Source organism: Geobacter hydrogenophilus, from assembly GCF_018501225.1.
Classification (GTDB): domain Bacteria; phylum Desulfobacterota; class Desulfuromonadia; order Geobacterales; family Geobacteraceae; genus Geobacter; species Geobacter hydrogenophilus.
Genome location: NZ_JAHCZI010000001.1, coordinates 327,142 through 343,509, shown reverse-complemented (window position 1 = coordinate 343,509; position 16,368 = coordinate 327,142). Strand labels below are relative to the sequence as shown.

The 16,368-nt window shown below is 62.3% G+C and carries 15 protein-coding genes; 10 read left to right on the top strand and 5 right to left on the bottom strand.

Annotated features, from left to right (window positions below):
- Positions 1 to 36 precede the first annotated feature (36 nt).
- Genes KI811_RS01510 through dusB form a run of 4 tightly spaced genes read right to left on the bottom strand, consistent with a single transcriptional unit; the run spans position 37 to position 4,156 of the window.
- Entirely contained in the window at positions 37 to 600 is a 564-nt protein-coding gene (locus KI811_RS01510; protein ID WP_214184719.1) for a hydrolase, read from the bottom strand.
- A 16-nt stretch (positions 601 to 616) separates the two neighbouring features.
- A complete protein-coding gene (locus KI811_RS01505; RefSeq protein WP_214184718.1) occupies positions 617 to 2,059 on the bottom strand; it encodes a sigma-54-dependent transcriptional regulator in 1,443 nt (480 codons plus the stop codon).
- 34 nt (positions 2,060 to 2,093) lie between these two features.
- Positions 2,094 to 3,185 (bottom strand): two-component system sensor histidine kinase NtrB, encoded by a 1,092-nt coding sequence (locus tag KI811_RS01500; RefSeq protein ID WP_214184717.1) that lies wholly within the window; start codon positions 3,183 to 3,185, stop codon positions 2,094 to 2,096.
- Positions 3,182 to 4,156, bottom strand: a complete 975-nt coding sequence (dusB, locus tag KI811_RS01495; protein ID WP_214184716.1) for a tRNA dihydrouridine synthase DusB — start codon at positions 4,154 to 4,156, stop codon at positions 3,182 to 3,184. Before dusB ends, KI811_RS01500 begins: the two co-directional genes overlap by 4 nt.
- Positions 4,157 to 4,332: 176 nt before the next feature.
- Between dusB and KI811_RS01490 the strand changes: the two genes are divergently transcribed.
- A complete protein-coding gene (locus KI811_RS01490) occupies positions 4,333 to 4,524 on the top strand; it encodes a hypothetical protein (protein ID WP_214184715.1) in 192 nt (63 codons plus the stop codon).
- Between the two features lie 9 nt (positions 4,525 to 4,533).
- Here the strand turns inward: KI811_RS01490 and KI811_RS01485 are convergent, their stop codons facing one another.
- Positions 4,534 to 6,195: an HD domain-containing phosphohydrolase gene (locus KI811_RS01485; protein ID WP_214184714.1), complete on the bottom strand. Its 1,662-nt coding sequence runs from the start codon at positions 6,193 to 6,195 to the stop codon at positions 4,534 to 4,536.
- Between the two features lie 235 nt (positions 6,196 to 6,430).
- Between KI811_RS01485 and KI811_RS01480 the strand changes: the two genes are divergently transcribed.
- From KI811_RS01480 to KI811_RS01440, 9 genes are all read left to right on the top strand, one after another.
- Positions 6,431 to 7,201 carry an enoyl-ACP reductase FabI gene (locus KI811_RS01480; RefSeq protein WP_214184713.1) on the top strand — a complete coding sequence of 257 codons (771 nt, stop codon included), beginning with the start codon at positions 6,431 to 6,433 and terminating at the stop codon, positions 7,199 to 7,201.
- Positions 7,202 to 7,260: 59 nt separating this feature from the next.
- Positions 7,261 to 8,901, top strand: a complete 1,641-nt coding sequence (gene hflX / locus KI811_RS01475; protein ID WP_214185118.1) for a GTPase HflX — start codon at positions 7,261 to 7,263, stop codon at positions 8,899 to 8,901.
- Positions 8,902 to 8,989: 88 nt separating this feature from the next.
- Positions 8,990 to 10,486, top strand: a complete 1,497-nt coding sequence (locus KI811_RS01470) for a lytic transglycosylase domain-containing protein (protein ID WP_214184712.1) — start codon at positions 8,990 to 8,992, stop codon at positions 10,484 to 10,486.
- 41 nt (positions 10,487 to 10,527) lie between these two features.
- Positions 10,528 to 11,259 (top strand): tetratricopeptide repeat protein, encoded by a 732-nt coding sequence (locus tag KI811_RS01465; protein ID WP_214184711.1) that lies wholly within the window; start codon positions 10,528 to 10,530, stop codon positions 11,257 to 11,259.
- 79 nt (positions 11,260 to 11,338) lie between these two features.
- Positions 11,339 to 12,553: a DUF401 family protein gene (locus tag KI811_RS01460; protein ID WP_214184710.1), complete on the top strand. Its 1,215-nt coding sequence runs from the start codon at positions 11,339 to 11,341 to the stop codon at positions 12,551 to 12,553.
- Between the two features lie 54 nt (positions 12,554 to 12,607).
- Complete coding sequence (locus KI811_RS01455) at positions 12,608 to 13,486, top strand: OmpA/MotB family protein (RefSeq protein ID WP_214184709.1); 879 nt, start codon at positions 12,608 to 12,610, stop codon at positions 13,484 to 13,486.
- On the top strand, positions 13,483 to 14,211 hold the full coding sequence (locus KI811_RS01450; RefSeq protein ID WP_214184708.1) for a Smr/MutS family protein: 729 nt from the start codon (positions 13,483 to 13,485) through the stop codon (positions 14,209 to 14,211). The genes KI811_RS01455 and KI811_RS01450 overlap by 4 nt, the downstream gene beginning before the upstream one ends.
- A gap of 9 nt (positions 14,212 to 14,220) precedes the next feature.
- Complete coding sequence (locus KI811_RS01445; protein ID WP_214184707.1) at positions 14,221 to 14,643, top strand: hypothetical protein; 423 nt, start codon at positions 14,221 to 14,223, stop codon at positions 14,641 to 14,643.
- Between the two features lie 6 nt (positions 14,644 to 14,649).
- Entirely contained in the window at positions 14,650 to 16,290 is a 1,641-nt protein-coding gene (locus KI811_RS01440) for an aspartate:alanine exchanger family transporter (protein WP_214184706.1), read from the top strand.
- Positions 16,291 to 16,368 lie beyond the last annotated feature (78 nt).

The following is a 16,368-nucleotide window of genomic DNA, read 5'->3' as shown; positions in this document are numbered from 1 at the left end:
CGGCTCTTTTTTTTACGACGGCTGTGGACCGATTGTCTATCGTACCAGCTTCGACAGTTTCTTGAACTCCTCGGTCCCGGCCACCCTAAGCAACTGGAACAGAGCCGCCTCGGTGGAGGTGATGGCCGCGCCGGCCGCGGCTGCGGCGTTGACCCCCACCTTCCAGTTCCCTTTTTTGCGGCTCATGACCGCGTCCTTCACCAGATGGACGTGATAGCCCCGCTCTCGAAGCTCCAGGACCGTCTGGAGGACGCAGACATGGGTCTCCATGCCGGTGACGATCACCTGCTTGCGCCCCAGCTCCGCCAGCCGGTTCAGAAAGGCCTCGTCGCCGCAGCAACTGAAGGCCATCTTCTCGAAGGCGGCCCCCTCAATCTTCTCCCGCAGCTCCGGGACGGTGCAGCCGAGCCCCTTCACGTACTGCTCCGTGGCCACCACCGGGATGCCGAGCTCCTTGGCCGCCTCCAGGAGGATGCCGGTGTTCTTCGTGAGTTGCGCCAGGACCTCCGGGTCCATGGCCGCGCAGAGCTTCTCCTGTACGTCGACGACGACGAGTACCGCCTGGTTGCGATCGAGAAAAAACGTGTCCATGATGCCCATCTGGTTAACCCTCCTTTCAGTCTCTCCTGATTTCGATGCCCAGTTCCTGAATTTTCTTCCGGAGCGTGTTCCGGTTGATGCCGAGGATGTCGGCCCCCTTTACCTGGTTCCCCCGGGTCTTTTCCAGGACGAAGCGGATGAGGGGGCGTTCGATCTGTTTGAGGACCAGGTTGTAGATGTCGCCGGTCTCCATCTTGTCCAGATTGGTGAGGCTCGCCCGCAGCTTCATGTCCACCAGGGCCTCAAGTGACAGCTCGTCGGTGGCCACGGCATCGCCGGTGCGCTGGATGCGGAGCCCCGGAAAATCGGCCGGCGTGAGGAGCGGGTCTGAGGAGAGGATCACGGCCCGCTTGATGGTGTTCTCCAGCTCCCGCACGTTGCCGGGCCAGGAGTAGGCGGTGAGGAGCGCCATGGTCTCGGGGGAGCAGGTCCTGCCGGGGACCTCCAGCTCGGCGCAGGTCTTGTGGAGGAAGTACTCCACCAGGACCGGGATGTCCTCCTTGCGCTCCCGCAGCGGCACCAGGTGGATCGGTACCACGTTCAGGCGGTAGTAGAGGTCTTCCCGGAACTGCTTGGCGCGTGCCAGTTCTTCCAGGTTCTGGTTGGTGGCGGCCACGATCCGCACGTCCACGGCGATGTTCTGGCTTCCGCCGGTACGGGTCACCTCTTTCTCCTGGAGGACCCGCAAAATCTTCGCCTGGAGGTCCAGGGGCATGTCGCCTATCTCATCGAGGAAGATGGTGCCGCCGTTGGCCTGCTCGAACTTGCCGAGCTTGCGCTCCACGGCGCCGGTGAAGGCTCCCTTTTCGAAGCCGAAGAGCTCGCTCTCCAGGAGCTCCTTGGGGATGGCCGCGCAGTTCAGGGCGATGAATGGCTTGCCGATTCGCTTGGAGTTGAAGTGGATGGCCCGGGCGATGAGCTCTTTGCCGGTCCCCGATTCTCCCTGGACCAGCACCGTCACGTCGCTGGGTGCCACCTTGCCGATGGTCTTGTAGACCTCCCGCATGGCCGGGGAGTTGCCGACGATGTTCTTCTCCAGCAGGTAGCGGTCCTTCAACTCCTCCCGGAGGATCGACATCTGGGAGGTGAGCTCCCGGGCCCGGTTCACCTTCTCGATGATGGCGTCGATCACGTCCAGGTCAAAGGGCTTGGTGATGTAGTCGTAGGCGCCGCGCTTCATGGCCTCCACGGCGTTCTTCATGCTCGCCTCGGCGGTCATGATCACCATGAGGAGATCGCTTTTCAGCTCCTTCACCCGGTCCAGGAGATCGAGCCCCGAGATGCCGGGCATCTTGATGTCGAGGATCGCCAGGTCGTAGTCGCCGGACTGGATGAGGCGCAGGGCCTCCTCGCCGTCCCGGGCGAGATCCACGGAAAATCCCTTTTTCCGCAGGGCCTTGGAGAGGACCCAGCGCATGCTCTCTTCGTCATCGGCAACAAGTATGCGATGCAATAACATGATAAACCTCGAAACGGGGAGTCCTCCCCTGAATTTACTGAATCAACGGCAGCATCACCGTGAACGTCGTCCCCGTGCCCGGGTCCGACTCCACCTTGAGCATGCCCCGGTGCTCTGTGACGATCTTTTGGCAGATGGCGAGGCCGAGTCCGGTCCCCTTGGCCTTGGTGGTGAAGAAGGGGGTGAAGAGCTGCTCCAGCTGTTCCTTGGGGATGCCGGGGCCGTCGTCGCAGATGTCGATGGCCACCATGCGGGAGCGACGCTCCCCCTTCTGGGTCATGCTGTAGTCGGAGATGACCCTGCTCGCGACGCGGATGGTGCCCCGCTCGTCCACCGCCTCCACGGCGTTCTTGATCAGGTTCAGGAAGAGCTGGGTCAGGAGCCCTTCGTCGGCCAGCATCGGCGGAATGCTCGGGTCGAACTGCTGCTGGAACGTGACGGACTTCCCTTCCGTGGCCCGTTTCCGGAGGGTGACGATGTCGCCGAGGACCTTGTGGAGGTTCACCTTGGTGAGCTGGAGCTTCCGGGGCGATGAGAGTGCCAGGAGCTCCTCCACGATCCGGTTGACCCGGTCCACCTCCCGGACCACGACCCGGACGTTGTCCCGCAGTTCGCTCTCGGGGGGAAGTTCCATCTCCAGAAGCTGGGCCGCACCCTTGATCCCCCCCAGAGGGTTCTTGATCTCGTGGGCCAGGCCGGCGGCAAGAGTGCCGAGGGTGGAGAGCCGGTCGGCGTGGCGGACCGCATCCTCCAGTTCCCGGATGTTCGTCAGGTCCCGCAGCATGAGGATGGTGCCGATGGGCTCGCCGTTCTGCCGCAGGAGCGGGAAGGTGGTGGCAGCGACCGGGGTAAGCTGCTTTGCCTTCCTGATGACGATATTCTCGTTGTCGGAGATCGTCATGCAGGTGGCGGCGGTCTTGGCGACCATCTCCAGCAGAATTTCCTGACTGCCGAGGAGGGCCGCGAAGGGGTGCCCCAGGGCCTGGCGCCGGGAGATGGCGATGATCTCCTCGGCCGCGGGGTTCATGAGGGTGACCCGCCCCTCTAGGTCGATGACGATAACCCCGTCGCCGACGCTGTCGATGATGGTGGCAAGGAACGCTTCGTTGGTGCTTTCCGGACTCATGGCGCCTCCGGCGCGAAGAAGAGGTGCAGCGCTTCGAGAAGGGCTTCCTTGCCCTCGATGATGTTGACGGCCTTGCGGAACTGGGCAGCGCCGGACAGGCCGTGGGAATACCAGCCGAAGTGCTTGCGCATCTCCCGCAAGGCCACCCGCTCGCCGCTCAGCTCCGTGAAGAGCTCCAGGTGCCGGAGCGCGGCGCGGAGCCGCTCCCCGGTGGAGGGTGCGTCCGGTTCCCTGTCGTCCAGGAGGGCCAGGGTCTGGCGGAAGATCCACGGATTCCCCAGGGCGCCCCGGGCCACCATGATTCCGTCGCAGCCTGTCTCGGCCAGCATGGCGGTGACGTCGGCGGCGGTGAAGAGGTCGCCGCTGCCGATCACGGGAATCTTCACGCTTTGCTTCATCTCGGCGATCTTCTGCCAGTCGGCGTGCCCTTCGAACATCTGGGCGCGGCTCCGGGGGTGGAGGGTGATGGCGTCGCACCCCTCCTCCTCGGCGATCCGGGCGATCTCCAGGAAGTTGGCCTCGCCGCAGACCCAGCCGCTGCGAATCTTGACGGTCAGGGGAAGGCGCGTGGCGCGGCGCGTCTCGCGAATGATGGCCCTGACCTTTGCCGGCTCCCGCAACAGGGCGCTGCCGGCCCCGGTGCCGACCACCTTCTTGACCGGGCACCCCATGTTTATGTCGATGAGGTCGCCGTGCCCCTCTACCATCCGCGCCCCTTCGGCCAGAAGCTGCGGGTCGTCGCCGAAGAGCTGGATCCCCAGGGGACGGTCCTCCGGCACGCTTCGCAGAAGCTCGAAGGTCTTGCGCCCCTCCCGCACAAGGCCGTTCACGCTCACCATCTCGGTGAAGCAGAGGCTTGCCCCCTCCTCCCGGGCCAGAAGCCGGAAGGGGAGGTTCGTAATTCCCGCCATGGGGGCGAGGATCAGATTGTTTGCCAGGGTCAGGGAGCCGATGGCCAGGGGGTTGAGCATTGTTATTTCTGTTCGCGTGGCGATGGTGTGCTTAAAATTTAAGCATGGTAGCACGGGGGGCAAAAAAGGCAAGGAATTTTTCCCGCCGATGACAGGGGGCAGACTCCTGCGATTGACATTGGGCGGAGCGGGAATTACCCTTCAGGAGCGGATGTCGGGCGATAAAAGGGGGGAGCATGGAAATCGTTGGCGGTTTCATGGTGATGATGTGGATTCTCGGCCTGGTCCTGACGGTGGTCTGGCTTGTCATGCCGTTCGTGGTTCTTGCCATAAAGGGGAAGGTGGAACAGAACCATGTGCTCCTTGAGTCCATCGACCGGCGCCTTGCCGCCATCGAAGAACGGCTTCGGGAGGGGGGCCGGCAATGAAGGGCGAGGCTACCCTCCCGAAACCTTCTTGAACGCCCCCGGAAAGTCTCCGGAGAGTTCCCTCCCCATGGTCCGTTCAAGGTAACGGCAGAAGCACTCCACCACCTTCGGGTCGAACTGCCTCCCCGCCTCCCTGCGCAACTCGGCAATGGCCTCGCCGATGGTATACCCTTTTTTGTAGGGACGCTCCGACACCATGGCGTCAAAGGAGTCGGCAACCGAAACGATCCGTGCCGAGAGGGGGATTTCCTCCCCCTTGAGCCCCTTGGGATAGCCGGTGCCGTCATAGCGCTCGTGGTGGTGGAGGATGGCAGGGAGAACGTCGTTCAACTGGGCGATGGGAGAGAGAATGGCAACCCCCTTCTCCGGGTGGGCCCGAAGCGGGGGGAACTCGTCGTCTGAGAGGACCGCCGGTTTTTCCAGGACCGCCTCGATCACCCCGATCTTGCCGATGTCGTGAAGGAGGCCGCCGAGCCGCACCTTCTCCACCTCCTGTTCCGAAAACCCCATTTCCTTCGCAATGCGGGCCGCGATGTGCATGACCCGTTCCGAGTGCCCCTTGGTCCAGGGGCTCTTGGCGTCGATGGCGTTGGCGAGGCTTGCCACGGTGTTGATGAAGAGGCTCCGCATGTCCTCGTAGAGCCGGGCGTTTTCCAGAGCCACCGCCATCTGGGATGCGATCTTCTCGATGGTGAAGGTCTCCCCCCGGGCGAATTTCCCCGCCTCGGTGTCCCCCAGAAGGAGTACCCCCTTTACCTCATTCCGGACTACCAGCGGAATGGCCAGAACCGACCGGATGCCGAGGGAGTAGAGTGCCTGGTCCACGGGGGGCATCCCCTCGGTCTTCCCCACGAAAACGACGCTCGTGCTGCGTCCGTTTCGGCGGGCATTCCACGCGGCGCATCGCCCCCGGGGAAGCCGTGAGCCGGCGCGGAGAATGTCCGGGATCGGAAGCTCTCCGGCGTGGGATGCCATGATCGCCAGTTTGCTCCCCTCCACCTGGAGGATCGCCACGAATTCACACCCTGTTATCCGCTCCACATGCTCCATGGCGGTTCCCAGGATCTTGTCGCTGGAAAGGGATGAGGAGATCGCCTTGTTGATCTCGTCGAGGGTGAGGATCACGTCGATTCGCCCCGCCAGATCCAGGGCCATGTCGAGGGATTCGTCGAAGAGCTGAATGTGGGAAACAATAAGGGCCGCGTGGGAGGTCATGTCGCGGATCACCGCCACTTCATCGGGCGAAAAGGGTGGGAGTTCCCTGGACCGGGCCACGAAGACCGCCCCGATTACCTGGTTGCGGGCCACCATCGGCACGGCCAGCAGCGTCAGGTTGCGCAGGAGCTTTCTCAACTTCTGGGGAATAAGGTGCGACACGCCCGGGTCGGACAGAAGCAGGTGCTGTTTCTTCTGGAGCAGCCCCTTGAGAAGGGGGATCTTGTCGGGGGCGAGAGGCATATCCCGAAAGATGGGGACGAAGCGGGCGGGAAGGCCGTAGCTTCTGGCCGGTGCGAAATCGCGTCGCTCCCGGTCGAAGAAATAAACGGCAATCCATCTGCTCTTGACCAGCCTCTTGAGCAGTCGGGACAGGTCCTTCACTACCTCGTCCACGTCGGCGAGACCGCTCAGACGCTCACTTCCCTCGATAACCGCGTTGAACGTGTCGATCATGGTGATTACCCCTTCGAGTAGTTTGCCACCAAATACCCCATATGTCTTGCCAAAAATAGGTTTTTTTATTACTATCCCCCCCTGTTGTTGTGGTGCCCGAGTTGCCTGCGGGGCTCCCTTGACCGGCTCTCGGACCGGGCGTTGAACTCCCTTGTCGCCGAGAAGATTATCAACATTGTCAGGAACGAAATGGATGGCGCCGGAAAGCGCCGTCTCTGTTTCAGGAGGAATCTGAATGGGGCTTTTGGATGGCAAGAAGGCGGTCATTTTCGGTATCGCCAACGAGAAGAGCATCGCATGGGCCATTGCCCAGGCGTTCCGTCGCGAAGGGGCCGAACTGGCCGTAACCTATGCCAACGAGACGGTGGCGAAGCGGGTGATCCCCCTGGCGGAGAGCGTCGGGGCGTCCCTCGTGCTCCCCTGTGACGTGCGCAACGACGCAGAGATAAAGGATGTCTTCGATAAGATAGGAAGGGCGTGGGGAGGGATCGATGTCCTCGTTCACTCCATCGCCTTCGCCGGCAAGGAGGAGCTCAAGGGATCGTTCCTCAATACGACCCGCGAGGGGTTCACCCTTGCTCTCGATATAAGCGCCTATTCCCTCATTGCCCTCATGAAGGAAGCCCACCCCCTCATGGAGGGAAGGGAGGGGAGTGTTCTCGCGCTTACCTACTATGGCGGCCAGAAGGTTTTCCCGAACTACAACGTGATGGGGGTGGCCAAGGCCGCTCTGGAGATGAGTGTCAAATACCTGGCCGAGGCCGTGGGTTCCGACGGGATCCGGGTGAACGCCATTTCTGCCGGCCCCTTGAAGACCCTGGCCTCATCCGGGGTGGGGGGATTCAATCAGATCGCCGGCCACGTGGCGGAAAAGGCGCCCCTTCGCCGCAACATCACCCAGGACGAGGTGGCCGGGGCGGCCGTCTATCTGGCCAGTTCCCTTTCAAGCGGCGTTTCCGGCGAGATTCACTTCGTGGACAGCGGCTATAACATCATCGGGCTGTAAAACCGGGAACCGGTAAAGGCGGAGCGAATATCAAACAACTGCACGGCAACCTCATCGGCCTGAAGCCGAATCAGATCGCATCCCTGGAGCGGCTCTACCGGCGCCGCGTCCCCCCCGACGAGCTCATCACCGCCGAGCTGGCAGGGCGGATGGTGGAGATCTCGCGGGAGATCCGGCGGCAGATCGGAGTTCTCATCGACCGTCACGGGGCCGTGGAGTATGTGATCGTCGGTGACGAGAAGGGGATATTCATCCCCGAACTGTCCGATTACCCTTTGGGGCGCCGCCTGTTGCGGGGGCTCCGCTACATCCACACCCACCTCAAGGGGGAGTCCTTCTCCGAGGACGACCTGACCGACCTGGCGCTCCTGCGCTTCGACCTCATGGCGATCCTCCAGCTCCACCCGGACGACCGCCGGGTCGCTATCCAGACTGCCTCCCTCACCCCCACCGCCGGCGCTGCCCACCCCTACCGGGTGGAGGCGTCCGAACCCCTTGCCACCTTCCGCATGGATTTCGGTTCCCTGGTATCGCACCTGGAGCGGGAGCTGGAGAAGGCGGTGGCCACCGAGGCCCGCGAGGTTGCTGCTTCGGGAGAGCGGGCCATTCTCATCTCGGTCACGAAAGAGTCCCGTGAGGAGGCCGAGGACTCCCTGGAGGAGCTGAAGGAGTTGGCCCGCACCGCCGGGGTCGCCGTCCTCGACGTGGTGATCCAGCGCCCCCGGCAGTTCAACCCCCGCTACCTCATGGGGGAGGGGAAAATGCGGGAGGTGGTGATCCGGGCGCTCCAGCTGGGAGCGACGATCCTCATCTTCGACCAGGAGCTCTCCCCGGCCCAGGTTCGCTCCATCTCCGAGATGACCGAGCTCAAGGTCATCGACCGGAGCCAGCTCATCCTCGACATCTTCGCCCGCCGGGCCACGAGCCTTGACGGAAAGGTGCAGGTGGAGCTGGCCCAGCTCAAATACATCCTGCCGCGCCTCACCGGACGGGGGGTGCAGATGTCGCGCCTCATGGGGGGGATCGGCGGCCGGGGCCCCGGCGAAACGAAGCTGGAGACGGACCGGCGGCGAATTCGCGATCGGATCGCCAAGCTGGAGCGGGAGCTTGAAGAGTTGTCACGGGGACGCCAGCAGCGCCGCCAGAAGCGGGTGCGGGCCGGGCTCCCCATCGTCTCCATCGTCGGCTACACCAACGCCGGCAAATCAACCCTTCTCAACGCCCTGACCCGCAGCCACGTCTTCACCGAAAACCTCCTCTTCGCCACCCTCGACACCTCGACCCGGCGGCTCCGCTTTCCCCGGGAACGGGAGGTGATCATCACCGATACGGTCGGCTTTATCCGCTCCCTTCCCAAGTCCCTCATGGGGGCCTTCAAGGCTACCCTTGAGGAGCTGCAGGACGCGGATCTCCTGCTCCATCTGGTGGACTGTACCAATCCCCGCGTGGAGGAGCAGATCCACCAGGTGGAGACGATCCTGGAGGAGCTGGACCTGGGGGAGAAGCAACGGCTCATGGTCTTCAACAAAGTAGATCTTCTGCCGGAGTTGAAGAAAAAGAGCCCCCTCGGCTTCATGAAGGTCCGTCAGCTATCCCGGCGCTTCAACGCCATCACCGTCAGCGCCGTGGATCCGCCAAGCCTGGAGTCGCTCCTCCAGGAAATGGAGCGCCGTTTCTGGCCTTCATCCCCCCAATCTTGACACCAATGCCCCGATTCCCTATAATGTGGGTTCCGTCCGGCACTACTTCCCACATCCGGCCGCTACGGCCATGCGTGGAAGGTTTTTCATGAAAAAAGCACTTCTCCTCCTCGTTATATGTCTCTTTCCGGTTCTTCCCGCCCTGGCATCGGAAACCCGTAACTCACCCCTCAAGGAACTGGCCGCGCTGGGTAATGCCTCCTCGCTTCCCGACCTTTCGGGGGCCGTTCCCTCCGGGTTCGACTCGCGCCCCGGCCGGAGGTCCGGTTCCCTTGAACCCTCCATGGGAGACCTCGTCGTCATCGAAGACCAAGGGATCTCCGAAAACGACTTTGAACTGAAGATTCCTGAGGGTCCGCTCCCCGACTCGGATATTCCGCTTACCCTCAACGGCCAGGTGGAATACTTCATCCGCTACTTCCAGACCTCCGGCCGCAAGTCTTTTACCCGCTGGCTTTCCCGCTCCGAACGCTATATTCCGATGATGAAGGAAGTCCTCAAGAAAAACGGCCTTCCCGAGGATCTGGTCTACCTCGCCATGATAGAGAGCGGCTTCACCCCCCACGCGGTGTCGGTGGCGAGCGCCGTGGGGCCGTGGCAGTTCATCTCCGGCACCGGGAAGCGCTATGATCTGCGGATAGACCAGTGGATCGACGAGCGGCGGGATCCCCTCAAGTCGACGGTGGCGGCGGCCCTCTACCTGAAAGAGCTCTACGCCATGTTCAACAACGACTGGTACCTGGCGGCAGCAGGGTACAACGCGGGGGAGAACAAGATCCTGCGGGCCATTGATCGCTACAATACCCGCGACTTCTGGGAGATCTCCAAGGGTTCATATCTGAAGCGGGAAACCAAGGAATACGTGCCGAAGCTCCTGGCCGCCGCCATTATCGCCAAGGAGCCGGCCCGCTACGGCTTTGCCGACGTTGCCTACCTTCCCCCCATTGAGTTCGACACGGTGACGATTCCCTCCCGCACCGATCTGGAGGTGGCGGCGAGGCTCTGCAATGTGGACTATCAGGTCGTCAAGGAGCTGAATCCCGAACTGCGCCGCTGGTGCACTCCCCCGGACTACCCCGGCTACGAGCTTAAGATTCCCGTTGGCAAGAAGAGGGCCTTCGAGCAGGCCTATGCGCAACTTCCCGAGGGCCAGCGCTACGTCGAGCGGGTCGTTTACGCCCGCTACCGGGCCAAGAAGAGGGATACCCTCGCGTCAATCGCCAGCCGTTACGGCACCACCCCCCAGGCCCTGGCCGAGGTGAACAAGCTGAAGGTCTCCGCCAAGGTGCGGGGGCGGACCCTCCTCGTGCCGGTGGTTGCCGACAAGGAACCGGCGGTCCAGACCGCGAAGGCCGATGCTCCGCGCAAGGAGAGCGCCAAGGGGTTCAACAAGTACTACACCGTGAAAAAGGGCGACACGATTGCGTCGCTTTCAAAGAAATTCAATATCTCGTCCCGCATTCTCACCGCCTGGAACAACCTGAAGGGAAAACTTGCCCTTCGCCCCGGCAAGCGGATTATCGTTGCCAAGTACGTGGAGAAAAAGGGTTCCATGGTTCCGGTGTCCGGCGACGACAACGGATAAACAGGCCAAGCTCTACGCAGCATGAAAGGACATGAATTTTTATGTATAACTTCCTGATCTCCGGCGGCATAGCCCTCATTGCAATCATCATCATCTTCATCGCCGCGGGATCGTCGGCCTGGTGGTGGGCCATCCTCGTGGGGCTCATCCTGTTCGGCGCCTCGTTCCTCCTCATCTCCCGCGTCATCATGAAGAAGATCCTGGAGATCATGGAGACCGCCAATCGCGACATCCAGGCCCAGCGGGTGGACAAGGCGATCCGCGAGCTTAAGGAAGCATTCAAGTACGGCAAGTGGCAGATGTACGTGGATGGGCAGATCAACTCCCAGATCGGCATGATCTATTTTCTGAAGCGGGACTTCTCAACCGCGTTTCCCTACCTGGAAAAGTCCTTCGCCAAGAACTGGGTCTCCATGGGAATGCTGGCCGTCACCTACATGAAGCGGAACAAGCGCGACAAGATGAAGGAGACCTTCGAGAAGGCGGTCCAGTGGAGCCCCAAGGAGTCCCTTCTCTGGGCGCTCTACGCCTACTGCTGGACCGAATGCGACGACATCGGCCAGGCCAAGGCGGTTCTGGAACGGGGAATCAAGAAGCTCCCCGGCGACGAGAAGCTGAAGGCGAACCTGGAGTCCCTCGAAGAGACGAAGAAGATGAAGATGAAGGTCTACGGCGAGATGTGGCTCCAGTTCCACCTGGAGCGCCAGGGTGTCGTCATGAAGCAGCAAATGGCGGCCATGGGGGGGATGAAGAGGCGGGTGGTCAGGAGATAGCCGCTCTCGGAGGCATACAGTGTAATTACGGAAAAAGGGACGGTTTGGCGTCCCTTTTTCCTTTTGATCGGTACGGTGCATGATTGATCTCCTGAAAACCCTCGCCGTTCTCGTCGCCGTGGTCGTGATGGTGCGCCGCAGGTGGCACCTGGGAGCGGTCATGGCCCTGGGGGCGGCGTTCCTGGCGTTCTCCTACCTCACTCCGCCCCTTCGGTTCCTGGGCGGTGTCTGGACGGCCCTTGCGTCACCAAGGGCCCTGGAAATGACGGCCACCCTCGTCTTTACCATGATCATGGAGCATATCCTCCGCACGACCGGCACCCTGAGGCGGATGGTGGCGAGCCTTTCGGAGATCCTCCCCGACTCCCGCCTCATCATGGGCGCCATGCCTGCCATGATCGGGATGCTGCCCTCTCCGGGGGGAGCGGTCTTCTCGGCCCCCATGGTGCGGGAGGCCTCTGCCCACCTGACGCTCCCCGCCGACCAGAAGGCGTTCATCAACTACTGGTACCGTCACGTCTGGGAGTATGTCTCACCCCTCTATCCCGGCATCATCCTGGTGGCGGGGCTCTCTCGCATCCCCTACCAGAAGATCGTTCTGGCGAACAGTGCCTTTGCGGTTTCCGTGATCCTCTGGGGAGTCCTCTTCTGCTTCCGGGGAGTCGGTTCCGCACCGGTGCCCGTGGGGGAAACGGTGGGTAAGCGCCGGGCGCTGCGCACTTTCATCATTTCAGTGGCACCCATTCTGGCGACGCTCATCTTTGTGGTGGTGCTGCAGGTCAACCCGGTGGCGGCCATGGGGGGAATGACAGGGCTTCTTTTCGCGGTCCACCGCTACGGACCGGCCAGAATCGTGACGACACTCAGGGAGAGTGTTTCCGTTAAGGCCCTCTCCCTTATTTTCGGGATCATGATCTTCCAGGAAACCCTGCGGCTCACCGGAGCCCTGGACGGCATATCGCATTTTTTCGTGGCGAGCGGCCTGCCCGTGCTCGTCATCATTACGGCCATTCCGTTCCTGGCGGGGGTGATGACGGGACTCACCGTGGCCTTCGTTGGGATTACCTTTCCCATCCTGATGCCGCTCATGGGGGGAGACATCCCTTCCCTTGGGCTTCTCTCCCTCGCCTTCGGCAGCGGTTTCGCCGGGGTGATGCTCTCGCCGGTCCATCTCTGCCTCGTGTTGACGGGGGAATACTTCGAGGCTGACATGGGCCGGGTCTTCCGTCGTCTTTGGATTCCCCAGGTTCTAGTGCTTGCGGCGGCCGTGGTGCCGGTGTATATTTTCTCATGACCGTGCCGTGATGCTTGCGCATCGCGGTTTTTTTCCGTACCCGAGGAGGTTTTAATGGCAAAGCGGATTGTGATTCTGATGCTGTTGGCGTTCACCAGCCTTTCCCACTCAGGGTGCCTTGTGGCCGAGAGCACATACCTGAAGAAAGCGGAGGAGGCCGATACCCTCGGCCGGGAAGCCGCCACCCTTCAGGAAATGCATCAGAAACTCTCCGCCGAGAATGGCGCTTTGAAGGCTCAGCTTGCCAAGGTGAAGGAGGAGGCGGCCGGACTGGCAAAGGAGAAGGAGAAGCTCGGCGCCGACAATAAAGAGCTGGAACAGGTGCTTCGCTCCAAGACCGATACCCTGTCGCAGAGTGTCGCCGACCTGAGGCAGAAGGTGACGGATCTGGAGGCCGAGAACACCCGGCTCAAGGCGGAGATCGCCGAAATCCGCAAAGCCAGGGAGGAGAAAGTCCGGGAGGTAAGCAAAACCTACGAAGATCTCCTTGACCGCATGAAGGGGGAGATCGCCCAGGGGCAGGTGACCATTTCCGAGCTCAAGGGAAAACTGACGGTCAACATGGTGGATGCCATCCTCTTCGATTCAGGCAAGGCGGAGGTGAAGCAGGGAGGAATGGAGGTTCTCGCGAAGGTGGTCGATATCCTGAAGGGGGTTCAGGACAAGATGATCCGCATCGAGGGACACACGGACAACGTCCAGATTGTCGGCAACCTGACAAAACGCTTCCCCACCAACTGGGAGCTCTCGGCGGCCCGGGCCATTAATGTGGCGCGCTATCTGCAGGGTCAGGGCATAGACCCGACGGTCCTCGTGGCGGTGGCCAACGGCGAATACCGTCCGGTGGCTTCCAATGACACCGAGGAGGGGAGGGCGAAGAACCGCCGGATCGAGATTGTCCTCGTTCCCCGGGATGCGCCTGACCGCCCATGAAAAAGAAGAGTTCGAAAACGGAACAGAAGCCCAGGGAGTTCGCAGCGCGTCCCTTTGCTGCCCTCAAGGGGCTCAAGCCCGATGATGCCTCAGCTCGGGATGCGGCACCGGCCAAGGCACCCGCCCCCCCACCACCAAAGCGAGCCGCCGAGCCCGACGATCTCTCCCTTTTCCTGCGCGAGATGGCCGACGTGCGGCGAATCCGTCCTGCGGCGGAACCGTCGCCGAAGAAGGGGGGAGAGAAGGCGCCGGGCGCCCGCGAGTTGGCAGAGGCGGCAGAGATCCGCCGCCGGCAGGAGGCCGAGGAGCACCGTGTGTTTGCCGACGCCATTTCGAACCTGCGGCTCGATGTCACCTTCAGCGACCACCTGCCGGAAGAAAAGGGGGAGACCCTCCGTCCGGTGAGCCGACTCAAGCAGCTGAAAAGCGGCCAGATCCGCATCGGCCTGGAGCTTGACCTTCACGGACTCACCAAGGAAGAAGCTTTGGAGAGCCTGGAGAGCTTTATTGCTGCTGCCCATCGCCGCGACCAGAAAGCGGTTCTCGTCATTACCGGCAAAGGGAATAACTCGCCGGGGGAGCCGGTCCTCCAGGGCGCGGTCCTTTCGTGGCTTCGGGAGCGCGGGAAGGGGAAGGTGGCCGAGTTTGCCCCTGCACCTCGGGAACTGGGCGGTAGCGGAGCAATTGTCGTCTTTCTCAGGACGCCGGGCAAGAAGGGCGATTAAGGGGGAACCATGTTCGGGCTGTTCAAGAAGAAGGTCGGCGAGCCAATCGAGTTCGGGAGTACCGAGGATGCCTTCGGCTATGCCTGCCGCAACCTGGAGAACCGGATGCTTCTGGAGGCGGTCATCCCTGCCCTGGTGGAGGAACGGCGGGGGACCGGCCCTGAAGGAGAGCAGCTTTTCCTTGTCCGGCTGGCCAACCGCGAGGGTGGCAGGCTGGTCGAGGTCTGTACCCTCAAGGAATCGTTCCGGTCTCCCGGCGTGGGGGACCTGGTCGGCTTCCGGGTGGTGAAGATCGAGCCCGAACTCCCCGAACCCTTTGATCTGCTTGGCTTCATAGCATGTCGACTCCAGCCGGTCTACGTGCCCGGGAGGGGATGGCGGATCGCCGAAAGCTTTGTCCCCGACAACATCAAGCCGACACTGCGGATGTGACCGCCAATGATCAAGGTACTCATCGATAATCCGCTCCTCCTCCTCTTCATGGTCGCCGCCATCGGGTATCCCCTCGGCCGGATTCGAATCCGGGGATCGAGTCTCGGCGTGGCGGCAGTGCTCTTTGTGGGCCTTGGCATCGGCGCTCTCCATCCGGAGCTGAAACTCCCCGAAATTGTCTACGTCCTGGGGCTTGCCCTCTTTGTCTATACTATCGGGCTCTCCAGCGGGCCGGCCTTTGTGGCGTCGCTCAGACAGGATGGGGTGCGGAACAACCTCCTCATCCTCGGGGTTCTCGTGCTCGCAGCGGCCCTCACCGTGGCGGCCCAGCGGTTTCTCGGACTTCCCGGAACCGTGACCGCCGGGCTCTTTGCCGGAAGTCTCACCAATACCCCGGCTCTTGCCGGCGCCCTTGAAACCATCAAACACCTGGCGCCGCAGAATCTCATGGAACAGTTTCTGGCTGAACCGGTCGTGGGCTACTCCATCGCCTATCCCATGGGGGTGATGGGGGTAGTGCTCGCCATCAGCCTTGTGCAGAAACTCTGGCGGATCGATTACGCGGATGAGGCGACACGGTTCAAGATCGCCGGTGCCGCCACCGAGAGCCTGAGATCCAAAACCATCCGGGTCACCTGGCCCCTGGCCAGCCGGCAGACCGTGGCGGAACTCTCCCGGCAGCAGAAGTGGGACGTGGTCTTTGGCCGGATCAAGCGGGGCGAAGAATATCTCCTGACCGGGCCCGTGGTCCGTTTCCGGCCGGGGGACCTGGTGCTGGCAGTGGGGGCCGAGGGAGAACTGCAGCGGGTGGCGGAGGTTCTCGGCGAGATGAGCGAGGAGGAGATTTCCGCGGACCGGAGCGAGATCGACTACCGGCGGATCTTTGTTTCCAATCCGCGGGTGGCCGGGCGGCGCCTGGGAAGCCTGAATCTCTTCGAACGGTTTGGCGCTACGGTGACCAGGGTCCGGAGGGGTGACGACGATTTCCTTCCCCACGACGACATGGTGCTGGAGTTGGGGGACCGCGTCCGGGTGGTTACCCACTGCGACCGGATGGGGGAAGTGACGGCCCTGTTCGGCGACTCCTACCGGGCGGTTTCCGAAGTGGACATCCTTACCTTCAGCCTGGGACTTGCTTTGGGGTTGTTGCTCGGCATCGTGCCGTTTCCCCTGCCGGGGGGGGTAACGCTTAAACTCGGCTTTGCCGGCGGTCCCCTTATCGTGGCGCTCGTCCTCGGAACCATCGGCCGCTCGGGAGGAATGATCTGGAGTCTCCCCTACAGCGCCAACATGACGCTGCGCCAGATCGGTCTCGTCCTCTTCCTGGCCGGCATCGGCACCCGGGCCGGCTACGGCTTCGTCTCCACCCTTGCCAAGGGGGGCGGGTTCGCCATCTTCGCCGCAGGGGCGGTGGTTACCTGCTTTGCAGCCCTTACCACCCTTTTGGTCGGCCACCGGCTCCTCAAGATTCCCATGGGGATCCTCATCGGCATGGTGGCCGGCCTCCAGACCCAGCCCGCGGTTCTCGGTTATGCCCTGGAGCAGACCGGCAACGATCTCCCCAACATCGGCTACGCCTCCGTCTACCCGGTGGCCACCATCGGGAAGATTCTCATTGTGCAGGTGCTCCTGTCGATGCTCATGTGATTCCATTTCGCATTCAAGCACCTTTGTTGGCTTCGTCGTCAGCTCCTCAGCGTACCCTTGAGTACGCTACGCCTGCGT